Source organism: Stenotrophomonas sp. GD03958 (assembly GCF_029839005.1).
In the GTDB taxonomy this organism is placed as follows: Bacteria; Pseudomonadota; Gammaproteobacteria; order Xanthomonadales; family Xanthomonadaceae; genus Stenotrophomonas; species Stenotrophomonas hibiscicola.
The window spans coordinates 77,651-94,696 of record NZ_JAOBZT010000005.1; the positions used below are offsets into that span (position 1 = coordinate 77,651).

Sequence of the window (17,046 nt, forward strand, 5' to 3'; positions counted from 1 at the left end):
CGCAGTTTCGCGCAAAAGCAGGGAGCGGTTGTCGATGCGGCGATGACACTGCGATGGGCATGATGGCTGGGCAGGGGCGCGGCGTCGCCCCGAGGAGGAGGAGTTCGATGCAGGAATTCAGGCATGTGCTGGAAACCCGTGGCCGCTTCCAGCTGGTAGCGGTGTCCCACGAGCCGGTGTACGCTCCGGGCGATGTGGTCGGCCATGCGGTCGTTGCCGACGATGGGGATCGTCTGACCGACCTGGTATCGCTGGCCGAAGCGCGCCAGTTGCTGTTGCAACGGGTGCGTGAAGAGGGCGAAGAGCCCGGGCTGGAGAACGAAAATCACCTGCGGAAAAAGGCGTCGCGCTGGCGCCGCCGCTAGGCCGTCGCGCCCTCGTGCGCATCATGGAGGATTCGGGTGTTGCCCAGTAAGAAGTATCTGCTCATCGCCATCATCACGCTGGCGACCCTGCTGCTTGGTTTCGTGTTTTCCGGCTACCTGACGCTGCTGTTCCTGGGCCTGGATACCAAGCTGTTCACCTGGAACACCTACTACCAGTACTTCAACGCGCTGGACCAGCCACAGGTCGCGCCCTTCGTTGGCAAGATCCGATGGGCCGGCTACGTGGGCTTCGGCCTGCCGCTGCTGGTATTGGTGGTGACCGGCCTGGTGCTGCTGCTGAAGAAGGACAAGCGCTCTCTGCACGGCGATGCACGCTTTGCCACCGGCGCCGACCTGGCCAGGCATGGCATGTTCAAGAAGACCGGCCAGAGCATCGTGGTCGGCAGCCATGGTGGCAAGCTGGTGCGCCTGGATGGCCAGCAGTTCGTCATCCTGGCCGCGCCCACCCGCTCGGGCAAAGGCGTGGGCGTGGTCATCCCGAACCTGCTGGAGTACGGCGAATCTCTGGTGGTGCTGGACATCAAGCAGGAAAACTTCGACCTGACCAGCGGCTGGCGCGCCAGCCAGGGTCAGGAAATCTACTTGTTCAATCCTTTCGCCGAGGACCGGCGCACGCATCGCTGGAATCCGCTCAGCTACGTCTCCGACGATCCCGCGTTCCGCGTCTCGGACCTGATGAGCATCGCTGCGATGCTGTATCCGGATGGGGCCGAGGACCAGAAGTTCTGGGTCAGCCAGGCGCGCAACGCGTTCATGGCCTTCGCGCTGTACCTGTTCGAGAACTGGGACGACGAGCGCAGCAGCGGTTTCCCGGGGGGCGCCGGCACGCCCACGCTCGGCGCGGTGTACCGGTTGTCCTCGGGCGACGGGACCGACCTGAAGAAGTACCTCAAGACCCTGTCGGAGCGGCCGTTCCTCAGTGCCAACGCACGTTCGGCCTTCGCCAACATGCTTTCGCAGGCGGACGAGACCTTCGCCTCGATCCTGGGCACCTTCAAGGAGCCGCTGAACCCCTGGATCAATCCGGTGCTGGACAAGGCCACCAGCAGCAACGATTTCCTGCTGACCGACGTCCGCAAGAAGAAGATGACCATCTACATCGGCATCCAGCCGAACAAGCTGGCCGAGAGCCGGCTGATCATCAACCTGTTCTTCAGTCAGCTGATCAACCTCAACACCAAGGAACTGCCCAGGTCCAACCCGGACCTGAAGTACCAGTGCCTGCTGCTGATGGACGAATTCACCTCGATCGGCAAAGTCGAGATCATCGCCTCGGCGGTGTCCTACATGGCTGGCTACAACATCCGCCTGCTGCCGATCATCCAGAGCATGGCCCAGCTCGATGCCACATACGGCCGCGAAGTCTCGCGCACGATCATCACCAACCATGCCCTGCAGATCCTGTACGCGCCGCGTGAGCAGCAGGATGCCAACGACTATTCGGACATGCTGGGCTACACCACGGTGCGCAAGAAGAACGTCACGCATGCCAGAGAGAAGACCCACAACTTCACCGAAGAGCGGCGTGCACTGATGCTGCCGCAGGAGCTGAAGGCGATGGGGCCCGACAAGGAAGTGTTCCTCTACGAAGGCATACCGCATCCGGTGAAATGCGACAAGATCCGCTATTACAAGGATCGCTATTTCACGTCCAGGCTGCTGCCGAAGGTCGATGTTCCGATGCTTAACGTCTAATTCACGACGCTAAATTTGTGACTTGGATTCATATTCATTGAAGTGAAAACGTGAGGGAAGTCAAAAATTCGGCATCTGTTCATAGATTTTCAGACTTGTCTGACATGGAATTGACGCGTGGTTGTGCGACCCTATGTCTGTCGTCCAGAAATGTGTGCTGGATGTCAAAGATGTGGCAGTAGGGTGGCCAGGAGTTTGTGCCATGGAAACAAGGATGGTTTCGACGTTGGTGAGGTATGCGGGTGGGTTGTCGGCTATGTCCGGCGGCCCCGCAACTTGGTTGGCAGCCGCTGGCTGCAGGGGAGCCGGAGTGGGTGTGCTGTACGCAGCGCATCCCTCTGATTCCGGCGTGCGCGATGCAGCGCCGGACGACCAGGGGACCAATGCTCGGGACTGCTTTTTCGTACGTCAAAGTGAAGCCCGTATGAATCAGGCGTTTATCGCGAAAATGTCCATCGCCGCAGTGGCGGCGTTGATGGTGGCCGGTTGCGCCACCAAGTCCGCTCCCGATTTCGGAGGCCGCTGGAAGCCGGTCAACCGCTTTGCTGCGACAACGACCGAAATTCCGCTGTACTCCAGCTACGTCTACCAGGCCTCGCCGATGGATGGCACGCTCAAAGCCATGCTCGAGCGCTGGGCCAAGGATTCCGGGCGCACGCTGGACTACCGCCTCAGCTCGGATTTCACCCTTTATGGCGCGGTCTCGAAGATCGATACGACCAACGCGCAGCAGGCCGTGATCGATCTGACATCGGCCTATTCGGCGCAGGGTATCTCGGTCTCCATCGTTGGCAACCAGATCGTTGTGCAGAGCGCTGGCTCGACGCCGACCGCGTCGGCGCAGGGCGCTGATTCCAACAGCGGCACCTGAGTCCACCTCGAAATCATCGAACGTGCCGCTCCCCGCGCCTGTCGCAGGGGTGCCACGCCCATTGATGTTTCAGCAGTACGGAAGAATCCATGTTCCGCAAGAAGGATCCCGGCAATAGCCCCAAGGTCGAGCAGTCGGTCGCCAAGGCGGTCAGCTACGAGATCACCGTGGCCGACATGGCACGCCGCAGCGAGCGGCGTGCATGGTGGGTCGCCACAGGCTCATTGCTGATGTCGCTCGCACTGGCGGGCGGCTACTACTACATGCTGCCGCTGAAGGAGAAGGTGCCGTTCCTGGTGATGGCCGATGCCTACACGGGTACCGCGACCGTCGCGCGGTTGAGTGGCACCTTCCAGGGCGAGACGATCACCACCAACGAAGCGATCAATCGCAGCAATGTCGCCCAGTACGTGCTCGCGCGCGAATCGTATGACTCGGCGGTGATGGGCCTGCGTGACTGGGAACTGGTGTTCGTGATGTCCACCGATCCGGTGGCGCAGTCCATGCGTGTCCGCTATGCCGGCAACAATCCGCAGAACCCGTTCGTGATGTACGGTCGCGAGCGCGCCATCCGGGTCAAGATCCTCAGCATCACGCCACTGGGGGCCGAGCCGAACGGCAGCTTCCGCGGCGCTTCGGTGCGCATCCAGCGCAGCCTGCTGGACAAGCGCACCGGCGTCTCTACCTACCTGGACAACCAGCTGGTGACGATGCGCTTCGAGTACAACCAGAACCTGGCGTTGTCCGAACAGGATCGCATCCTCAATCCGCTGGCCTTCCAGGTCACCGAGTACCGCGTCGACAACGACTATTCGCGTGGCGTGCCGGTGCCGGATGACGGTGCCATGCAGGCGCAGGCGCAGCAGGCCGCACAGGCGGCGCAGCAGGCACAGGGTGTCTACGATCCCAACAATCCGGCCGCAGCCACCATGATCGACCCGGCCACCGGCCAGCCGGTCGCGGTGCCAGCCAACGGCCAGGTACCGGGCCAGGCAATGCCGGGACAGCCTGTACAGGGCCAACCGATGCCGGGTCAGCCGGTGCAGGGGCAAGCAATGCCGGGGCAGGCCATGCCCGGACAGCCGGCCATGAGGCCGGCGCAGAACAATTCCACCGGAACTGCTGATGGAGCAAGCAACCGATGAGTAGTCGAAATATCAGGGGAAGCGCGCTGGCGCTGCTGTCGATGTTATCGTTGCTGTTCTCAGCAGCGGCGATGGCGCAGGCGGTTGACCACTACGAGTACGAGAAGGACCGCATCTATCCGGTTCGCACCGGCCTGGGCCTGACCACCCAGATCGAGTTGAGCCCGAACGAGAAGATCCTCGACTACAGCACCGGCTTCAGCAGCGGCTGGGAACTGACCCGTCGCGAGAACGTGTTCTACCTCAAGCCGAAGAACGTCGACGTCGATACCAACCTGATGGTGCGCACCGAGACCCATTCCTACATCTTCGAACTGAAGGTGGTGGCCACCGACTGGCGCCAGCTGGAGCAGGCCCGTCGTGCAGGCGTGCAGTACAAGATCGCCTTCGTCTATCCCAACGACACCGTGTTCGGTGTCGCCCAGGAAGCGGTGGAGGAAGAGGCCAAACCGCTGTTGAGCTCGGAACTGGCCAAGGACCGCCAGTACAACTTCAACTACTCCTATTCGACCAGCAAGGCGAAGAAGATGGGGTGGCTGATCCCGGTCAACGCCTACGACGATGGCCGTTTCACCTACCTGAAACTGCCGAATTCGCCGGAGTACAAGACCGGCATCTTCCCGGCCGTGTTTGGTCGTGAAACGGAATACGGTGAAGACTTTGTGGTCAACACCACGGTTGAAGGCAATACGCTGATCGTGCACGGGACGCACCCGTACCTGGTCATCCGCCACGGCGACTTCGTCGTCGGCCTGCGAAGGAACGTGAAGAAATGAGCCAGCAGAACACTCCCGGGAACGACCCGAACAATGGACGCGACGAGAGCCAGAGCCCGTACGGCGCACAGGGTGCCGCGGACGCGCCGTCGAATCCCTACTTCGGCACGGCCCAGGCCGAGCCGGCGCCGGATCTGGACGCGGCCGCGCCGCAGCTGCGCTCGGCCGAAGAGCAGCGGCTGAACCGCAAGGCGCTGCTGTTCCTCGGTGGCATCGTGTTGCTGTTGGTGGCCATGGGCTTCCTGCTGTTCCGCAAGGGCCAGGATGGTGACGACGCCGCGCAGAAGGTGCCGGATGTCGCGCGTGCCAGCACGCCGGCGCTGCCGGACGTTGCTCCTCCGCCCCAAGCGCCGCCGGCTGCCGCCGAACCGATTCCCATGCTCCCGCCGATGCCGCAGGATGATGGCCCGAAACTGGTGCCCGTCGCTTCCCGTCCGGAAGTAGCGGAGCCTCGTGGGCCGACGCTGCTTGAACGCCGCATGGCAGGTGTGGATGACGCTGCGCTTGCGGCAGGGAACCGCGCACAGCCTCAGCGCAGTGCAATTGACGAGCAGACCCGTCAAGCCCTGCTTGCGAACATGATGCCGAACCAGCAGGGTCAGCAGAAGATTCGCCGGGGCCCGGACGTTGGAGATGTGTCGAGTGCCACCTACATCCAAAGCCCCGATGCACTGCTGGTGCGCGGCACCTACCTGCGTTGCGTGCTGGAAACCCGCATCATCACCGACCTCGCCGGCTATACCTCGTGTCTGCTGACCGAGCCGGTGTACTCGATCAACGGTCGCAATCTTCTGCTGCCGAAGGGCTCCAAGATCTATGGCGCCTACGGCGGCGGTCCGATAGGCAAGCGCGTGGAAGTGATATGGGATCGCATCACTACCCCGAACGGAATCGACGTTGCGATGTCCAGCCCGGGCGTGGATCAGCTGGGTGGCGCCGGTCATCCGGGCCAGTACAGCGCACACTGGGGCAGCCGTATCGCCTCGGCGCTGATGATCAGCCTGATTTCCGATGCCTTCAAGTATGCGGCCGCAGAGCACGGCCCGGAGACCACCACCATCGCCAACAATGGCATGACGGTGCAGTCGCCCTATGAAAGCGCCACCGCCCGCACGATGGAGCGCCTGGCCAATGAGGCACTCAGCAGCACCCGTCGTCCGCCGACCGTCACCATCAACCAGGGCACGATCGTGAACGTCTACGTTGCAAAGGACGTTGACTTCACCAATGTGCTGAATCCCCGCCGGTAACCCAACGAACGATCATGGACGCCGAAGTGTCCCCCCTCGCCCTCGTCTCCAGCGATTTCCTGCGCTATCAGTACGAAGTGCTGGGCATCGCCGAGTACATGACTTCTCCGGAAGTGACGGAAATCTGCATCAACCGTCCCGGCGAGCTGTACCTGGAAACCCGGGCGGGGTGGCAGCGGGTGGACGTGCCGAGCCTGACGTTCGAGCGGGCCCGGCAGTTCTGCACGGCAGTGGTGAACGAGAGCAACACCGGCCAGCGCATCACCGATGCCGATCCGGTGGTGTCGCTCACGTTCCCCACCGGCCAGCGTGCGCAGTTCGTGATTCCGCCGGCCTGTGACGCGGGGAAGGTGTCGATCACCATCCGTTTGCCTTCCAAGCACACCAAGTCGCTCACGCAGTATCAAGAAGACGGCTTCTTCAACCAGATTCTGGAAAGCGATGGCAGCATCAGCGAGCAGGATCGCGAGCTGCTGGAGCTGCGTCATTCGCGAGAGTACGCCGAGTTCTTCCGGCGTGCGGTGATGTACCGCAAGAACATCGTGGTATCCGGCGCGACCGGCAGCGGCAAGACCACCTTCATGAAGGCGCTGGTCAACCATATCCCGGACAACGAGCGCCTGGTCACCATTGAGGACGCACGCGAGCTGTTCCTGACCCAGCCCAACGTGGTGCACCTGTTGTATTCCAAGGGCGGGCAGAGCACCAGCAATGTGACGGCCAAGAGCTGCATGGAAGCCTGCCTGCGCATGAAGCCCGAACGCATCATCCTGGCCGAGCTGCGCGGTGACGAAGCGTTCTACTTCATCCGCAACTGCGCGTCCGGCCACCCGGGCTCGATCACCAGCTGCCATGCCGGCAGCCCGGAGCAGACCTGGGACCAGCTGGCGCTGATGGTGAAGGCTTCAGCCGAAGGTTCGGGCCTGGAGTTCAACGTGATCAAGCGGCTGTTGATGATGACCATCGACATCGTCGTGCATATCAAGGCGCATGCCGGCTCGCGCTACATCACCGGCATCGACTTCAATCCTGGGCGTGCCCAGGGGCAGGAGGGCTGACCAATGCTGCCAGGACTGGAAATGATGGCGTGCCCGGAAATGGCCGTCTCGATGGACGTGATGCAGCACGTCATCAACGTCGAGTCATCGCGCAATCCCTACGCCATCGGTGTGGTGGGCGGTGCACTGGTGCGCCAGCCCAAGGCGCTGGACGAAGCGCTGGCGACGGTACGGATGCTGGAAGAGAAGGGCTACAACTTCTCGATCGGGTTGGCCCAGGTCAATCGCTACAACCTGGGCAAATACGGGCTGGATTCCTACGAGAAGGCCTTCCAGCAGTGCCCGAACCTGCAGGCCGGTTCGCGCATTCTCGCCGAGTGCTACAAGCGCTCCGGTGGTGACTGGGGCAAGTCGTTCAGCTGCTACTACTCGGGCAATTTCGAGACCGGCTTCCGTCACGGCTACGTGCAGAAGATCTACGACTCGATCCGCCGCGGCCAGCAGGTCGCCAGCAATGGTGTCGCGCCGATCGACGTGGTCAGTCGCAGTGAGCGCCGTGCAGTAAAGGTCGAGCATCATCCGCAGCTCGCTTCGCCGGCGCAGGCGCGCATCGTTGCGCAGTCCAATGGCCCGGTGTACGTGCCGTCGGAAGATCCCGCACGCGCCTATGTCGTGTACCCGTCCACCGGGGCGATGGCGCGGGGCAGCCTGCTGAACATCGCCGACCAGGCACTGTCCAAGGTGGTACTGGGTTCGGTGGATCGGATGATGCAGCCGCAGGCGCAGCCGACCCAAGCGGGCGCCTATCCGCAGCAGCTGCCACAGCAGCTGCCACAGCAGGGCTCCGCACAGGCGATGGCCATGCCGCAGCAGTTGCCGGGCGCGGCTGGCGCCGGCAACGAGGGTCCAGTGATGTTGCGCCCCTGGAGTGAGCGTAACCAGCCTGTGGCCGGTACCGACAATTCGTACAACGCGCCGGTGCAGGCCGCGCCGGTGCAACAGATTCCCGCAGGGGATGCGGCCTTCGTGTTCTGACGAAGTCGTGGTGCGGCCAGTCCCCCGGCTGGCCGATTCAGTTGTGTTAGTCCATCAACAAGGAAATCAATCCATGAAGCGATCCAATCTCGACCTCGTCCAGGCCCAGCGCACGCTGAAGACCCTGCTGATGGCCACGATCTTCGTTGGCGCACTGTTCGCCCCGCAGGTGTTCGCCACCAACACCGACTTCGGCGGCACCGACAAGAAGGTCTGCGGTTTCTTTTCCAACATCAATGGCCTGCTGAACATGGCCTCGATCGCCGTGGTGACCATTGCGGTGATCTTCGCTGGCTACCAGATCGCCTTCGCACACAAGCGCATCGGTGACGTCGCGCCGATTCTGATTGGCGGCGTGCTGATCGGCGCTGCGGGCCAGATCGCGCGCATGCTGCTGGGCGAGGGCAGCGACGGCAAGTGCGGCGCTGGCACCAGCACCTCCTACCTGATCAACCACGTGATCCAGTACTACAGTGCATAAGAACGTCGTGTTCCGCGGCTGCACGCGCCCAGCGATGTTCCTGGGCGTGCCCTACCTGCCATTTTTCATGGTGGCAGGCGGACTGTTGCTGCTCAGCATGTACACGAACTTCTGGTTCCTGCTCACCATTCCGGTGGCGGTCTTCATCATGCGGCAGATGGCCAAGCGTGACGAAATGATCTTCCGCCTGTTGGGCCTGCGCCTGATGTTCAAGCTGAAAGTCCGCAACGTGCAGGAACACGATGGCATGTGGGTGTTCAACCCCAACCATTACCGCGACAAGCCGGCCCGAATGGATTGAGGTCCGGATCCGGCCTGGCGGGCGTCCGCGCCCGTCGGGTCTTTTGTAACTCCTTGGCACTACCTCTTTGGAAGCAGTCGTATGTTCAGCCCTGACACGTCCATCAGTGAGTTCATTCCATTGTCGTCGCACGTCGCCCCGAACGTGGTCAAGACCACGGGCGGCGATTACCTGCTGACCTGGCATCTGGAAGGGCTGCCGTTCGTCGGCCGTGAGGAGTGGGAGCTTGAGCATCGCCACAACACGTTCAACCGCCTGCTGCAGACGCTGCGTGCACCCGACTTCGTGAACGTGGCGTTCTGGGTGCATGACATCCGTCGTCGCCGGACCCTGAAGGGCAAGAGCAACTACAAGCAGCGCTTCAACCAGGATGTGTCCGATCAGTACATGGGCATGTTGTCCTCACAGCGCATCATGCAGAACGAGCTGTACCTGACCATGATCTACCGCCCCGTGGTGGCGGGCAAGCGCTTCGTCGAGAAGTCGGCGAACGTGGACAAGCTGCGCGCCGAGCAGGAGCAGGCAGTAGAAAAGTTGATGGAGCTGGCCGGCAACGTCGAGGCCGTCATCCGCGACTACGCGCCGTACCGCCTCGGAATGTACGAGGCCAAGAACGGCGTGGTGTTCTCTGAAACGCTGGAGCTGTTCGGCTACCTGATCAATCGCATTGACGAGCCGGTCCCGGTGCTGTCGGCACCCATCAAGGACTACCTGCCGGTCAGCCGGCACATGTTTTCGGCCAAGACCGGTGACTTCGTCATCAATACCCCCAATGGTGCCAACCACTTCGGCGCCATCCTGAACATCAAGGAGTATGCCGAGGGGACTTACCCGGGCATCCTCAACGGCCTGAAGTACCTGGACTACGAGTACGTCATCACCCATTCGTTCAGCCCGATGGGGCGTCAGGACGCGCTCAAGGTGCTCGACCGCACCAAGGGCATGATGATCTCCTCCGGTGACAAGGCAGTCAGCCAGATTGTCGAGCTGGACCAGGCGATGGACCAGCTGTCGTCGGGCAATTTCGTGCTGGGCGAATACCACTTCATCATGGCAGTCTACGGCGATAGCCAGGCCAAGCTGTCGCAGAACGTGGCCACGACGCGCGCCGAGCTGTCCAATGCCGGTTTTGTGTCGACCAAGGAAGATCTGGCGGTTACCTCGTCTTTCTACTCGCAGCTGCCGGCCAACTGGCGCTACCGCACCCGCCTGGCCAATGTCAGCTCGCTGAACTTCCTGGGCCTGTCGCCACTGCACAACTTCGCGACCGGCAAGCAGCACAACAATCCGTGGGGCGACTGCGTCACCACGCTGCAGACCACCAACGGCCAGCCGTACTACTTCAATTTCCACGCGACCCATCCGTCAGAGAACTCGTTGGGCGAGAAGGCGATCGCCAACACCATGGTGATTGGTAAGTCCGGTACCGGTAAGACCGCACTGATCAACTTCCTGCTCAGCCAGGTGCAGAAGTATGAGCCGTCACCGACCATCTTCTTCTTCGACAAGGATCGGGGTGCGGAGATCTTCGTGCGCGCCTGCGGTGGTAACTATCTGGCCTTGGAGAACGGCGCGCCGACCGGGTTCAACCCGTTCCAGTGCGAGAACAATGAAGCCAACGTGCAGTTCCTGGCCGACTTGATCAAGGTGCTGGCCGGTAAGCGTGAGTACAGTGCGCGCGAGGAGGAGGACATCTACCGCGCAGTGGAAAGCATGCTCGATACGCCGATGCACCTGCGCAGCATGACCAACTTCCAGAAGAGCCTGCCCAACATGGGCGACGATGGGCTCTATGCACGCATGCGCCGCTGGACCTCGGGCAATTCGCTGGGCTGGGTGTTCGACAATCCGGTGGATACCGTTGACCTGAGCAAGGCCAACATCATCGGCTTCGACTACACCGACATCATCGACAATCCCGAAGTGCGCGTGCCGGTCATCAATTACCTGCTGCACCGCCTGGAGTCGTTGATCGATGGTCGTCCGCTGATCTACGTGATGGACGAATTCTGGAAGATCCTGGACGGCGAGGGTGGTCTGAAGGAATTCGCGAAGAACAAGCAGAAGACCATCCGTAAGCAGAATGGTCTCGGCATCTTCGCAACGCAGAGCCCGGAGGACGCGCTGAAGAGCGATATCTCTGCCGCCCTGATCGAACAGACCGCCACCCTGATCCTGCTGCCGAACCCGAATGCCAGCAAGAGCGATTACATGGATGGCCTGAAACTGACCGAGGCCGAGTTCAAGGTGGTTACCGCCCTGGACGAGCGCTCGCGCTGCTTCCTGGTCAAGCAGGGTCATGCCTCCAGCGTGTGCCAGCTCAACCTGCGTGGCATGGACGACATCCTGTCAGTGATCTCGGCCTCGACCGACAACATCGACATCATGCATCGCGTACTGCAGACCGCCGCCGTGCGTGCACGGGTGACGGTGGATGAGCTGACGCCGGAGCAGTGGTTGGAAGATTTCTACAAGAACCGCAAGGGCTCCGGAAAGCCCGCATCCAACAATGAGGAGGTTGCAGCATGACTGTCGCAATGGACGTGAACGCAGCAAGCCCCTTGAATTCGATGGAGAAGAACATGGAAACCCCTCCCCGTATTGCCAAGACGCCGAGCGCAGGATCCCGGCTCCGTTTCACCGCCATGGCGATTTCCGTCGCCGCATTGCTTGTCTTCCCTGCGAAGGGATACACCATCCCGGTGGTTGAAGTTGGATTGAATACCTTAAACAGCACGTTGACTGAAGCCAATACACTTGCCGCTCAGGCGGAAGCCTTGGCTGAGTACAGTACCCAGGCGCAACGGTTTCTGGAAACCACTCAGAACTGGGCGCAGAAGCTCGCGAAGTTCAATCAGATCATCGCCTCGCCACTGATGCCTCAAGGCGTGAAGCTGGAGCCGGTTCCGCTTGAGTGGAATGTCGCCGAGCGCTGCGGCGCCGGCAATATCATGAGCCTGAGCGGTATCCTTACTGCGTTGGACTTGAGCCCGGGTGGGGACATCCTAGCCCAGCAGCGCAACATCTGCGCTGCAATCCAGGTCATGGAGAATCAGAAGTACAACGAAACCGTGGAAGTTGTGCAGAAGACGATGCCTGACATGCGCAAGGTGCTGGACAGGATCAAGGATATCCGTGATCTGTGGAGCGGCGAGGGTGCGATGGCGGAGGCCTCCGCGAATGCAGTCGTTTCTGATGCCTATATGCAGGCGGATTTTGCGACTTGGGAAAAGAAGACTGAAGGGTATGACAAGCAGATTCAGGCGCTGACCAAGATGCAGCAGATTCTTGCGCAGCGCGCATTGAAGGGTACCGGTCAGTCACCTCTCGGTACCGTAGTGAAGGCCGCGGCACTGAAGGCAGCGCTCTCCAACTGATTAGACGCTGCTCCGGTCGAGCTGCAATCACATTCTAGGTGAAGTTATGGATCTTGGGCTGATGGATGGCATGTTGGGGCAGGGTCCCTTGCACATGCTGCAGAATCTGCACGCGTCATCCTCAATTGGTGATTTTGTGTTCTTCCGGCTGATCCTCGATTACCTGCATAAGGAAATCGCGGAGTACGGCGTCAAGCTGCTTGGACGCATGATGGCGTGGGTCGGTGGCATTGCACTGACTCTCATGACGCTCTGGGTTCTGATTCAGGGTTTCCGGATCGCCACCGGGCGCAGCCGCGATTCGTTGATGGTGCTTGTGACCAACATGGCCAAGGCTGCGCTGATCGTGTCGGTTGCCACGACCATGGGTATGTTCGGTCGCGAGATGCATGGCTTTCTCATCAATGACGTGAAGAACGAGATCACTTACGTCGTGACCGGGAAGAAGGACTCACCGGAGGATCTAATCGATGAGAATCTGGGCTACATGCAGCTGGCGCTATCCAGCGTTGACGCGCTGGACGTGATGAACGACGTGACGCTGGACAATGCGAAGACCCGTGCCATGTGGTTCATTGGCATGGGAACGGGCGGTCCGGCAGTCACAGCTGGCTCAATGCTTTTGCTGTATGAGGTCGCGCTGGCGTTGTTCATCGGCCTGGGGCCATTGTTCATCCTGTGCTTGCTGTTTGACCAGACCAAGCAGCTGTTCCAGAAGTGGCTGCTCTACGGCATAGGCACGATGTTCTCCATGGCGGTTCTGGCAGCGATGACCGGCATCGCGATGAAGATGGTGTCCAAGGTTGCGTTCGCCTTCTGGGGAAGCACGTTGACGGGTACGCTGATGGGTCAGAATTTCAGTGAAGGTATGTCGAGCATGGCGCTGCAGCAAGGCGGCATGGGCCTGATCCTGACCACGCTGATTCTGACTGCGCCCCCAATGGCGGCGATGTTCTTCCAGGGAACATTGGGCAGCTTCATGGCATATTCGCAGATAGGCGGTAGTGCAGTACCGGCATCGCCTGGCCCGAATGGTCAGCCGCCGGGTTCGACGGGCGGGCAGAGTTACAGGCCCCAAGCCCCCGCGGGAGAAGGTGGAGGTTCACCCATGGGAATGCAGGTAGCGAACCCTAGGTTGCACGTCGGCCCGGATTCCGCGACACATTCTCCAGGCCTTAGGGGTAACGCTGGTACGGGTGTAGCTTGAATTGGATGATTGCGGTCCAGAGATTGGAGGAAGTTGGAGAATGAAGTTTCGACGCTATGTAATTTCCTTGTCGATGCTTGCTCTTCTGGGCGCAGCTGCGACGGCTGCGGCGGAGGGGAACTGTCCTCCCGGCTACTACCCGATCGGTGGTCAGGGCGCCCGAGGTTGTGCCCCCATTCCAAGTGGCGCACCGAGTAGTACATCGAGTGGCGGGATTTCCGAATTGCCCGCAAACTCTCCGACGGGGCGGTGGATAAAGACTTGGGGGGCAATCGCCGAGTCTCGGTCTACTCAGGATGCAGGAGCATCGACCGGCCTTCGGTCACAGCTAGCGGCAGAGCAAGAGGCCTTGCGGAAGTGCAGTTCAACAGGTGCCGCCGATTGCTCCGTCAGTTTGGCGTATCGAAATCAGTGTGTGGCTTGGGTCATTCCAAGTGGAAAGACTGGTCGTGGAATGTCGGCATTGGGGCGTGGTGCTACGCCGGAAATGGCGCTGATAATGGCGCATTCCAAGTGCAAGAACGATGTGAGCGGGAAGTGCGCGGTGCTGTATGAAAACTGTACCAAGCCTATTTTTGAAGAGTTTTGATGTAAATGTGCCGGTGGGCTCGCTAGTATAGTCTCGAACAGCGTTATCCTTGGCGAGTCACGGCATAAAATTCTGCGCGCTTGTTTCCGGCTGAATGTGTCTCAGCAGTTTCCTCTCCTGAACTGATGTTCACTGGGACGAAATGCGTTAATTCCAGTAAAGTAGACTGGGTAACCCAGACTGCCTAACGGGATTGCGAAGCGGCGGCCGGAGGAAAATGTAGATCCGTCTACGTCGCGTGCACTATTCCACTTTTCAAGAGATACTAGGCGTGCGTTGAATGTCCGGTCTTGCTACCGGTTCTCAGCTGGTGCGAAGCTATCTACTCTATTGGTGGATCGCATCATTGAGCTGGTCATATCTGCGGGTGGCAGGAGCAGGCACAAGCGCAAGCGCAAGCAACTCCGTCGCGACATTATTCTGACCGTATCGAATGGGTAGTGCCTTGGGGGATCCTGCTGAGCCGAGAGCCTCGCGGCAGTAATGAATCATGCCCCCAATGGCGGCCATGTTCTTCCAGGGCACCTTGGGTAGCTTCATGGCATATTCGCAGATAGGTGGTAGCCCGGTGGCTCAGGCACCGGGACCGAGTGGGCAGCCGCCGGGTAGTTACTACACGCCGGCCCAGACAAAGGATCATTCCAGTGCTCCATCGGTCAGTTCCGGCCATGGAGCGACTTCTGGTTACGGTATCGGGCGCTCAGGTGAGGTCAAGCAAGATACTGGAAAGTATGGGCAGGCTGGCGCCTGAGCGTGGATTGACAGTGTCGAATGATAAAGGTGTGCGTATGAAGTGCATTGTCGTGCTTTTGCTGCTCGTTATTTCTAATGTGGCGTTGGCAGAAGGACGTTGCCCCCCAGGGCAGTACCCCGTGGGAGGTCAGGGTATAGGAGGTTGTGCGCCAATTCCCGGTGGTCAAGCTGGTGGTGAGAGCAGTGGCCCCATGCCGACCGGTAAATGGGAAACCCGGTGGGGTGCTTTGGCGCAAGACACAGACCATCAAGTCGGCCAGAATTTGGCGATTGGTGTGGCGGAGGTTAAAAAAACAAAGAGAGAAGCTAGGTCCCTCGCGCTTTCTGAATGTCAGCGCATGGGGGGGCAGAAGTGTAAAGTTATTCTTGAGTATCACAATCAATGCGCCGCGCTAGCTGGCCCGGTGATTGGTTCAGTACCCCTCGTCGACGTGAAAACTGTGGCGTATCGATCACCTAATGAAGAAGATGCGAAGGTGGAATCAGTGCGCCGTTGTGAGTCCGAGGGAAAGGGTCGCAGTTGTACTGTTATCTACTCTGCCTGCAGCATGTCTGAGTTTAAGCCCTTCCGCTGATGTGAATCCTGGCGTTGGGTTGATGTTGTGAGTAATGACATTTTGTTTGTTGTTTTAGGGGGGGGGCTGCTGAGAAGTGGGCCGCTTCTATTTTTCGCTTGAGAAGTCTACTTTGCACTAAGGCTGGGTGTCGCTGTTCACAGGTTTAGTCTGCGTGAGAGTGTCGAGCGCTCTTGGAGAGCAAGCTTCGGTCTGAAATTCATTTGCCTGCTGGCTTATAGCTGCAATGCTGATCTCATTGGCATGGGGTGAAGTTAGTACTTTATCTATTGTTCGATCAGGACAAACAGTTGTTCCAGCGATGGCTCTTCTACGGAATCGGGACCATGTTCTCGATGGCGGTGCTGTCGGCAATGGTGTCCATTGCATTGGATATGGTGATCCGCGTGTCTTCCTCGTTCTGGGCGACGGCGCTGGTGAACAGGTTCCTGCTTGACGGGGCCTCCAGCGACGGTATGACCAGTCAGGCGATGCAGCAGGGCGGCATGGGCCTGATTCTGACGACCTTGATTCTGACTGCGCCCCCAATGGCGGCCATGTTCTTCCAGGGCACCTTGGGTAGCTTCATGGCATATTCGCAGATAGGTGGTAGCCCGGTGGCTCAGGCACCGGGACCGAGTGGGCAGCCGCCGGGTAGTTACTACACGCCGACGACTCCAGAGAAGGGGAGCTCCGGGCATGTGGCGAGCGGAGTGGGACAGATGGGTAGATCTACTGGATCTCCACATGTTGCCGATACGCAGTCAGATACAGGTCGATTTGCTAAGGCACCTATTTAGTTCGCGGAGATACGCGTTGTCTGTGTAAGGAGAGTTGCCTGATGAGAATGATCCATTTGCTAGCGCCGATGGTGTTCATGTTCGCCACATCGGCCCTTGAGGCTCAGGCTGAGGGACGGTGTCCTCCTGGGCAGTACCCCATCGGAGGGCAGGGGGTCGGTGGTTGCGCGCCGATTCCCGGAGGCGAAGGTGCAGCTACCAGTGGGCCTAGAGCGACGGGTAAATGGATCAAGACCTGGGGCGCAATATCGTTGGCGCCGTCGGGTGCCTCTGGCTCCTCAACAGGGCGGGTACGGAAGACGGAGGCTGTTGAAGAGGCGCAGAGGAAGTGTGCTGAATCCGGCGGAGTGGGATGTAAGGTCACAATTACATATAAGAATCAATGTGTGGCCGCCGTTGTCGCCAGCTCGGGCACAGATGGAACCACGCAGTTTGGTACTGGCGCGACGATCGAGAGTGCAAAGGAGTTTGCCTCCAGGCTCTGTGCCTCGAAAGGAGGGAGCGATTGTGCTGCCGTCTATGCCGCTTGCTCTGAGCCGATCTTCGAGAAATTCTAGAAGTCCCATAGCGGGTCTGTGATCGTCCGGCTCGATTGAATGTCAGCCAGGCCGGAATGGTTCGGTGCGCCATAATTGCGCGCTGACTTGGGCGGCTGTTGTAGAGGCGAATCGGCATGCCTCCGTAGCTCGAGTGCGTGATGGCAGAAAGATGAATGACAGCGGATCAGATGCTGAATCTAACATTGCCCCGGGATTAAGTGGCGAGTTACTGATGGCCCCCGCGATAGAAGAGGCGAACGCCAGTACTGATCGTGGCTGTAGCGACAAG

14 protein-coding genes and 3 pseudogenes are annotated in these 17,046 nt (G+C 60.0%); all 17 read left to right on the forward strand.

The features are described from left to right. The first annotated feature begins 107 nt into the window (after positions 1-107). The 17 genes and pseudogenes from N5C25_RS02940 to N5C25_RS03020 all read left to right on the forward strand — a co-directional run bounded on the left by N5C25_RS02940 (position 108) and on the right by N5C25_RS03020 (position 16,775). A complete protein-coding gene (locus tag N5C25_RS02940; protein WP_058981379.1) occupies positions 108-365 on the forward strand; it encodes a hypothetical protein in 258 nt (85 codons plus the stop codon). Positions 366-401: 36 nt separating this feature from the next. Then, positions 402-2,081, forward strand: coding sequence for a type IV secretory system conjugative DNA transfer family protein (locus N5C25_RS02945; protein ID WP_058981382.1), 1,680 nt, complete (start codon positions 402-404; stop codon positions 2,079-2,081). A 424-nt stretch (positions 2,082-2,505) separates the two neighbouring features. Continuing rightward, positions 2,506-2,952, forward strand: a complete 447-nt coding sequence (locus N5C25_RS02950; RefSeq protein WP_021202791.1) for a hypothetical protein — start codon at positions 2,506-2,508, stop codon at positions 2,950-2,952. Positions 2,953-3,041: 89 nt separating this feature from the next. Continuing rightward, positions 3,042-4,097 carry a type IV secretion system protein gene (locus N5C25_RS02955; protein WP_019660295.1) on the forward strand — a complete coding sequence of 352 codons (1,056 nt, stop codon included), beginning with the start codon at positions 3,042-3,044 and terminating at the stop codon, positions 4,095-4,097. After that, positions 4,094-4,873: a TrbG/VirB9 family P-type conjugative transfer protein gene (locus N5C25_RS02960; RefSeq protein ID WP_279936378.1), complete on the forward strand. Its 780-nt coding sequence runs from the start codon at positions 4,094-4,096 to the stop codon at positions 4,871-4,873. Before N5C25_RS02955 ends, N5C25_RS02960 begins: the two co-directional genes overlap by 4 nt. Further along, on the forward strand, positions 4,870-6,123 hold the full coding sequence (locus tag N5C25_RS02965) for a TrbI/VirB10 family protein (RefSeq protein ID WP_279936379.1): 1,254 nt from the start codon (positions 4,870-4,872) through the stop codon (positions 6,121-6,123). The genes N5C25_RS02960 and N5C25_RS02965 overlap by 4 nt, the downstream gene beginning before the upstream one ends. 14 nt (positions 6,124-6,137) lie before the next feature. Next, positions 6,138-7,181: a P-type DNA transfer ATPase VirB11 gene (gene virB11 / locus N5C25_RS02970; RefSeq protein ID WP_207049150.1), complete on the forward strand. Its 1,044-nt coding sequence runs from the start codon at positions 6,138-6,140 to the stop codon at positions 7,179-7,181. 15 nt (positions 7,182-7,196) lie between these two features. Further along, positions 7,197-7,661, forward strand: a pseudogene (locus N5C25_RS20480) (lytic transglycosylase domain-containing protein); the annotation flags it as partial. 568 nt (positions 7,662-8,229) lie between these two features. Further along, entirely contained in the window at positions 8,230-8,637 is a 408-nt protein-coding gene (locus tag N5C25_RS02980) for a TrbC/VirB2 family protein (RefSeq protein WP_207049148.1), read from the forward strand. Further along, positions 8,630-8,938, forward strand: a complete 309-nt coding sequence (locus N5C25_RS02985; protein ID WP_019660289.1) for a VirB3 family type IV secretion system protein — start codon at positions 8,630-8,632, stop codon at positions 8,936-8,938. Before N5C25_RS02980 ends, N5C25_RS02985 begins: the two co-directional genes overlap by 8 nt. 81 nt (positions 8,939-9,019) lie before the next feature. Then, complete coding sequence (locus N5C25_RS02990) at positions 9,020-11,467, forward strand: VirB4 family type IV secretion/conjugal transfer ATPase (RefSeq protein WP_134735809.1); 2,448 nt, start codon at positions 9,020-9,022, stop codon at positions 11,465-11,467. Beyond that, entirely contained in the window at positions 11,464-12,315 is an 852-nt protein-coding gene (locus tag N5C25_RS02995) for a hypothetical protein (RefSeq protein ID WP_262213411.1), read from the forward strand. Before N5C25_RS02990 ends, N5C25_RS02995 begins: the two co-directional genes overlap by 4 nt. A 61-nt stretch (positions 12,316-12,376) precedes the next feature. Further along, positions 12,377-13,522: a type IV secretion system protein gene (locus N5C25_RS03000; RefSeq protein WP_134735807.1), complete on the forward strand. Its 1,146-nt coding sequence runs from the start codon at positions 12,377-12,379 to the stop codon at positions 13,520-13,522. Positions 13,523-13,595: 73 nt separating this feature from the next. Next, a complete protein-coding gene (locus N5C25_RS03005; RefSeq protein WP_079993548.1) occupies positions 13,596-14,111 on the forward strand; it encodes a DUF4189 domain-containing protein in 516 nt (171 codons plus the stop codon). A 493-nt stretch (positions 14,112-14,604) separates the two neighbouring features. Beyond that, positions 14,605-14,862 (forward strand): annotated as a pseudogene (locus tag N5C25_RS03010) (type VI secretion protein); the annotation flags it as partial. 834 nt (positions 14,863-15,696) lie between these two features. Beyond that, positions 15,697-16,080: pseudogene (locus tag N5C25_RS03015) on the forward strand (type IV secretion system protein); the annotation flags it as partial. 215 nt (positions 16,081-16,295) lie between these two features. Continuing rightward, positions 16,296-16,775, forward strand: a complete 480-nt coding sequence (locus tag N5C25_RS03020) for a DUF4189 domain-containing protein (RefSeq protein ID WP_227844496.1) — start codon at positions 16,296-16,298, stop codon at positions 16,773-16,775. The last annotated feature ends 271 nt before the right edge of the window (positions 16,776-17,046 follow it).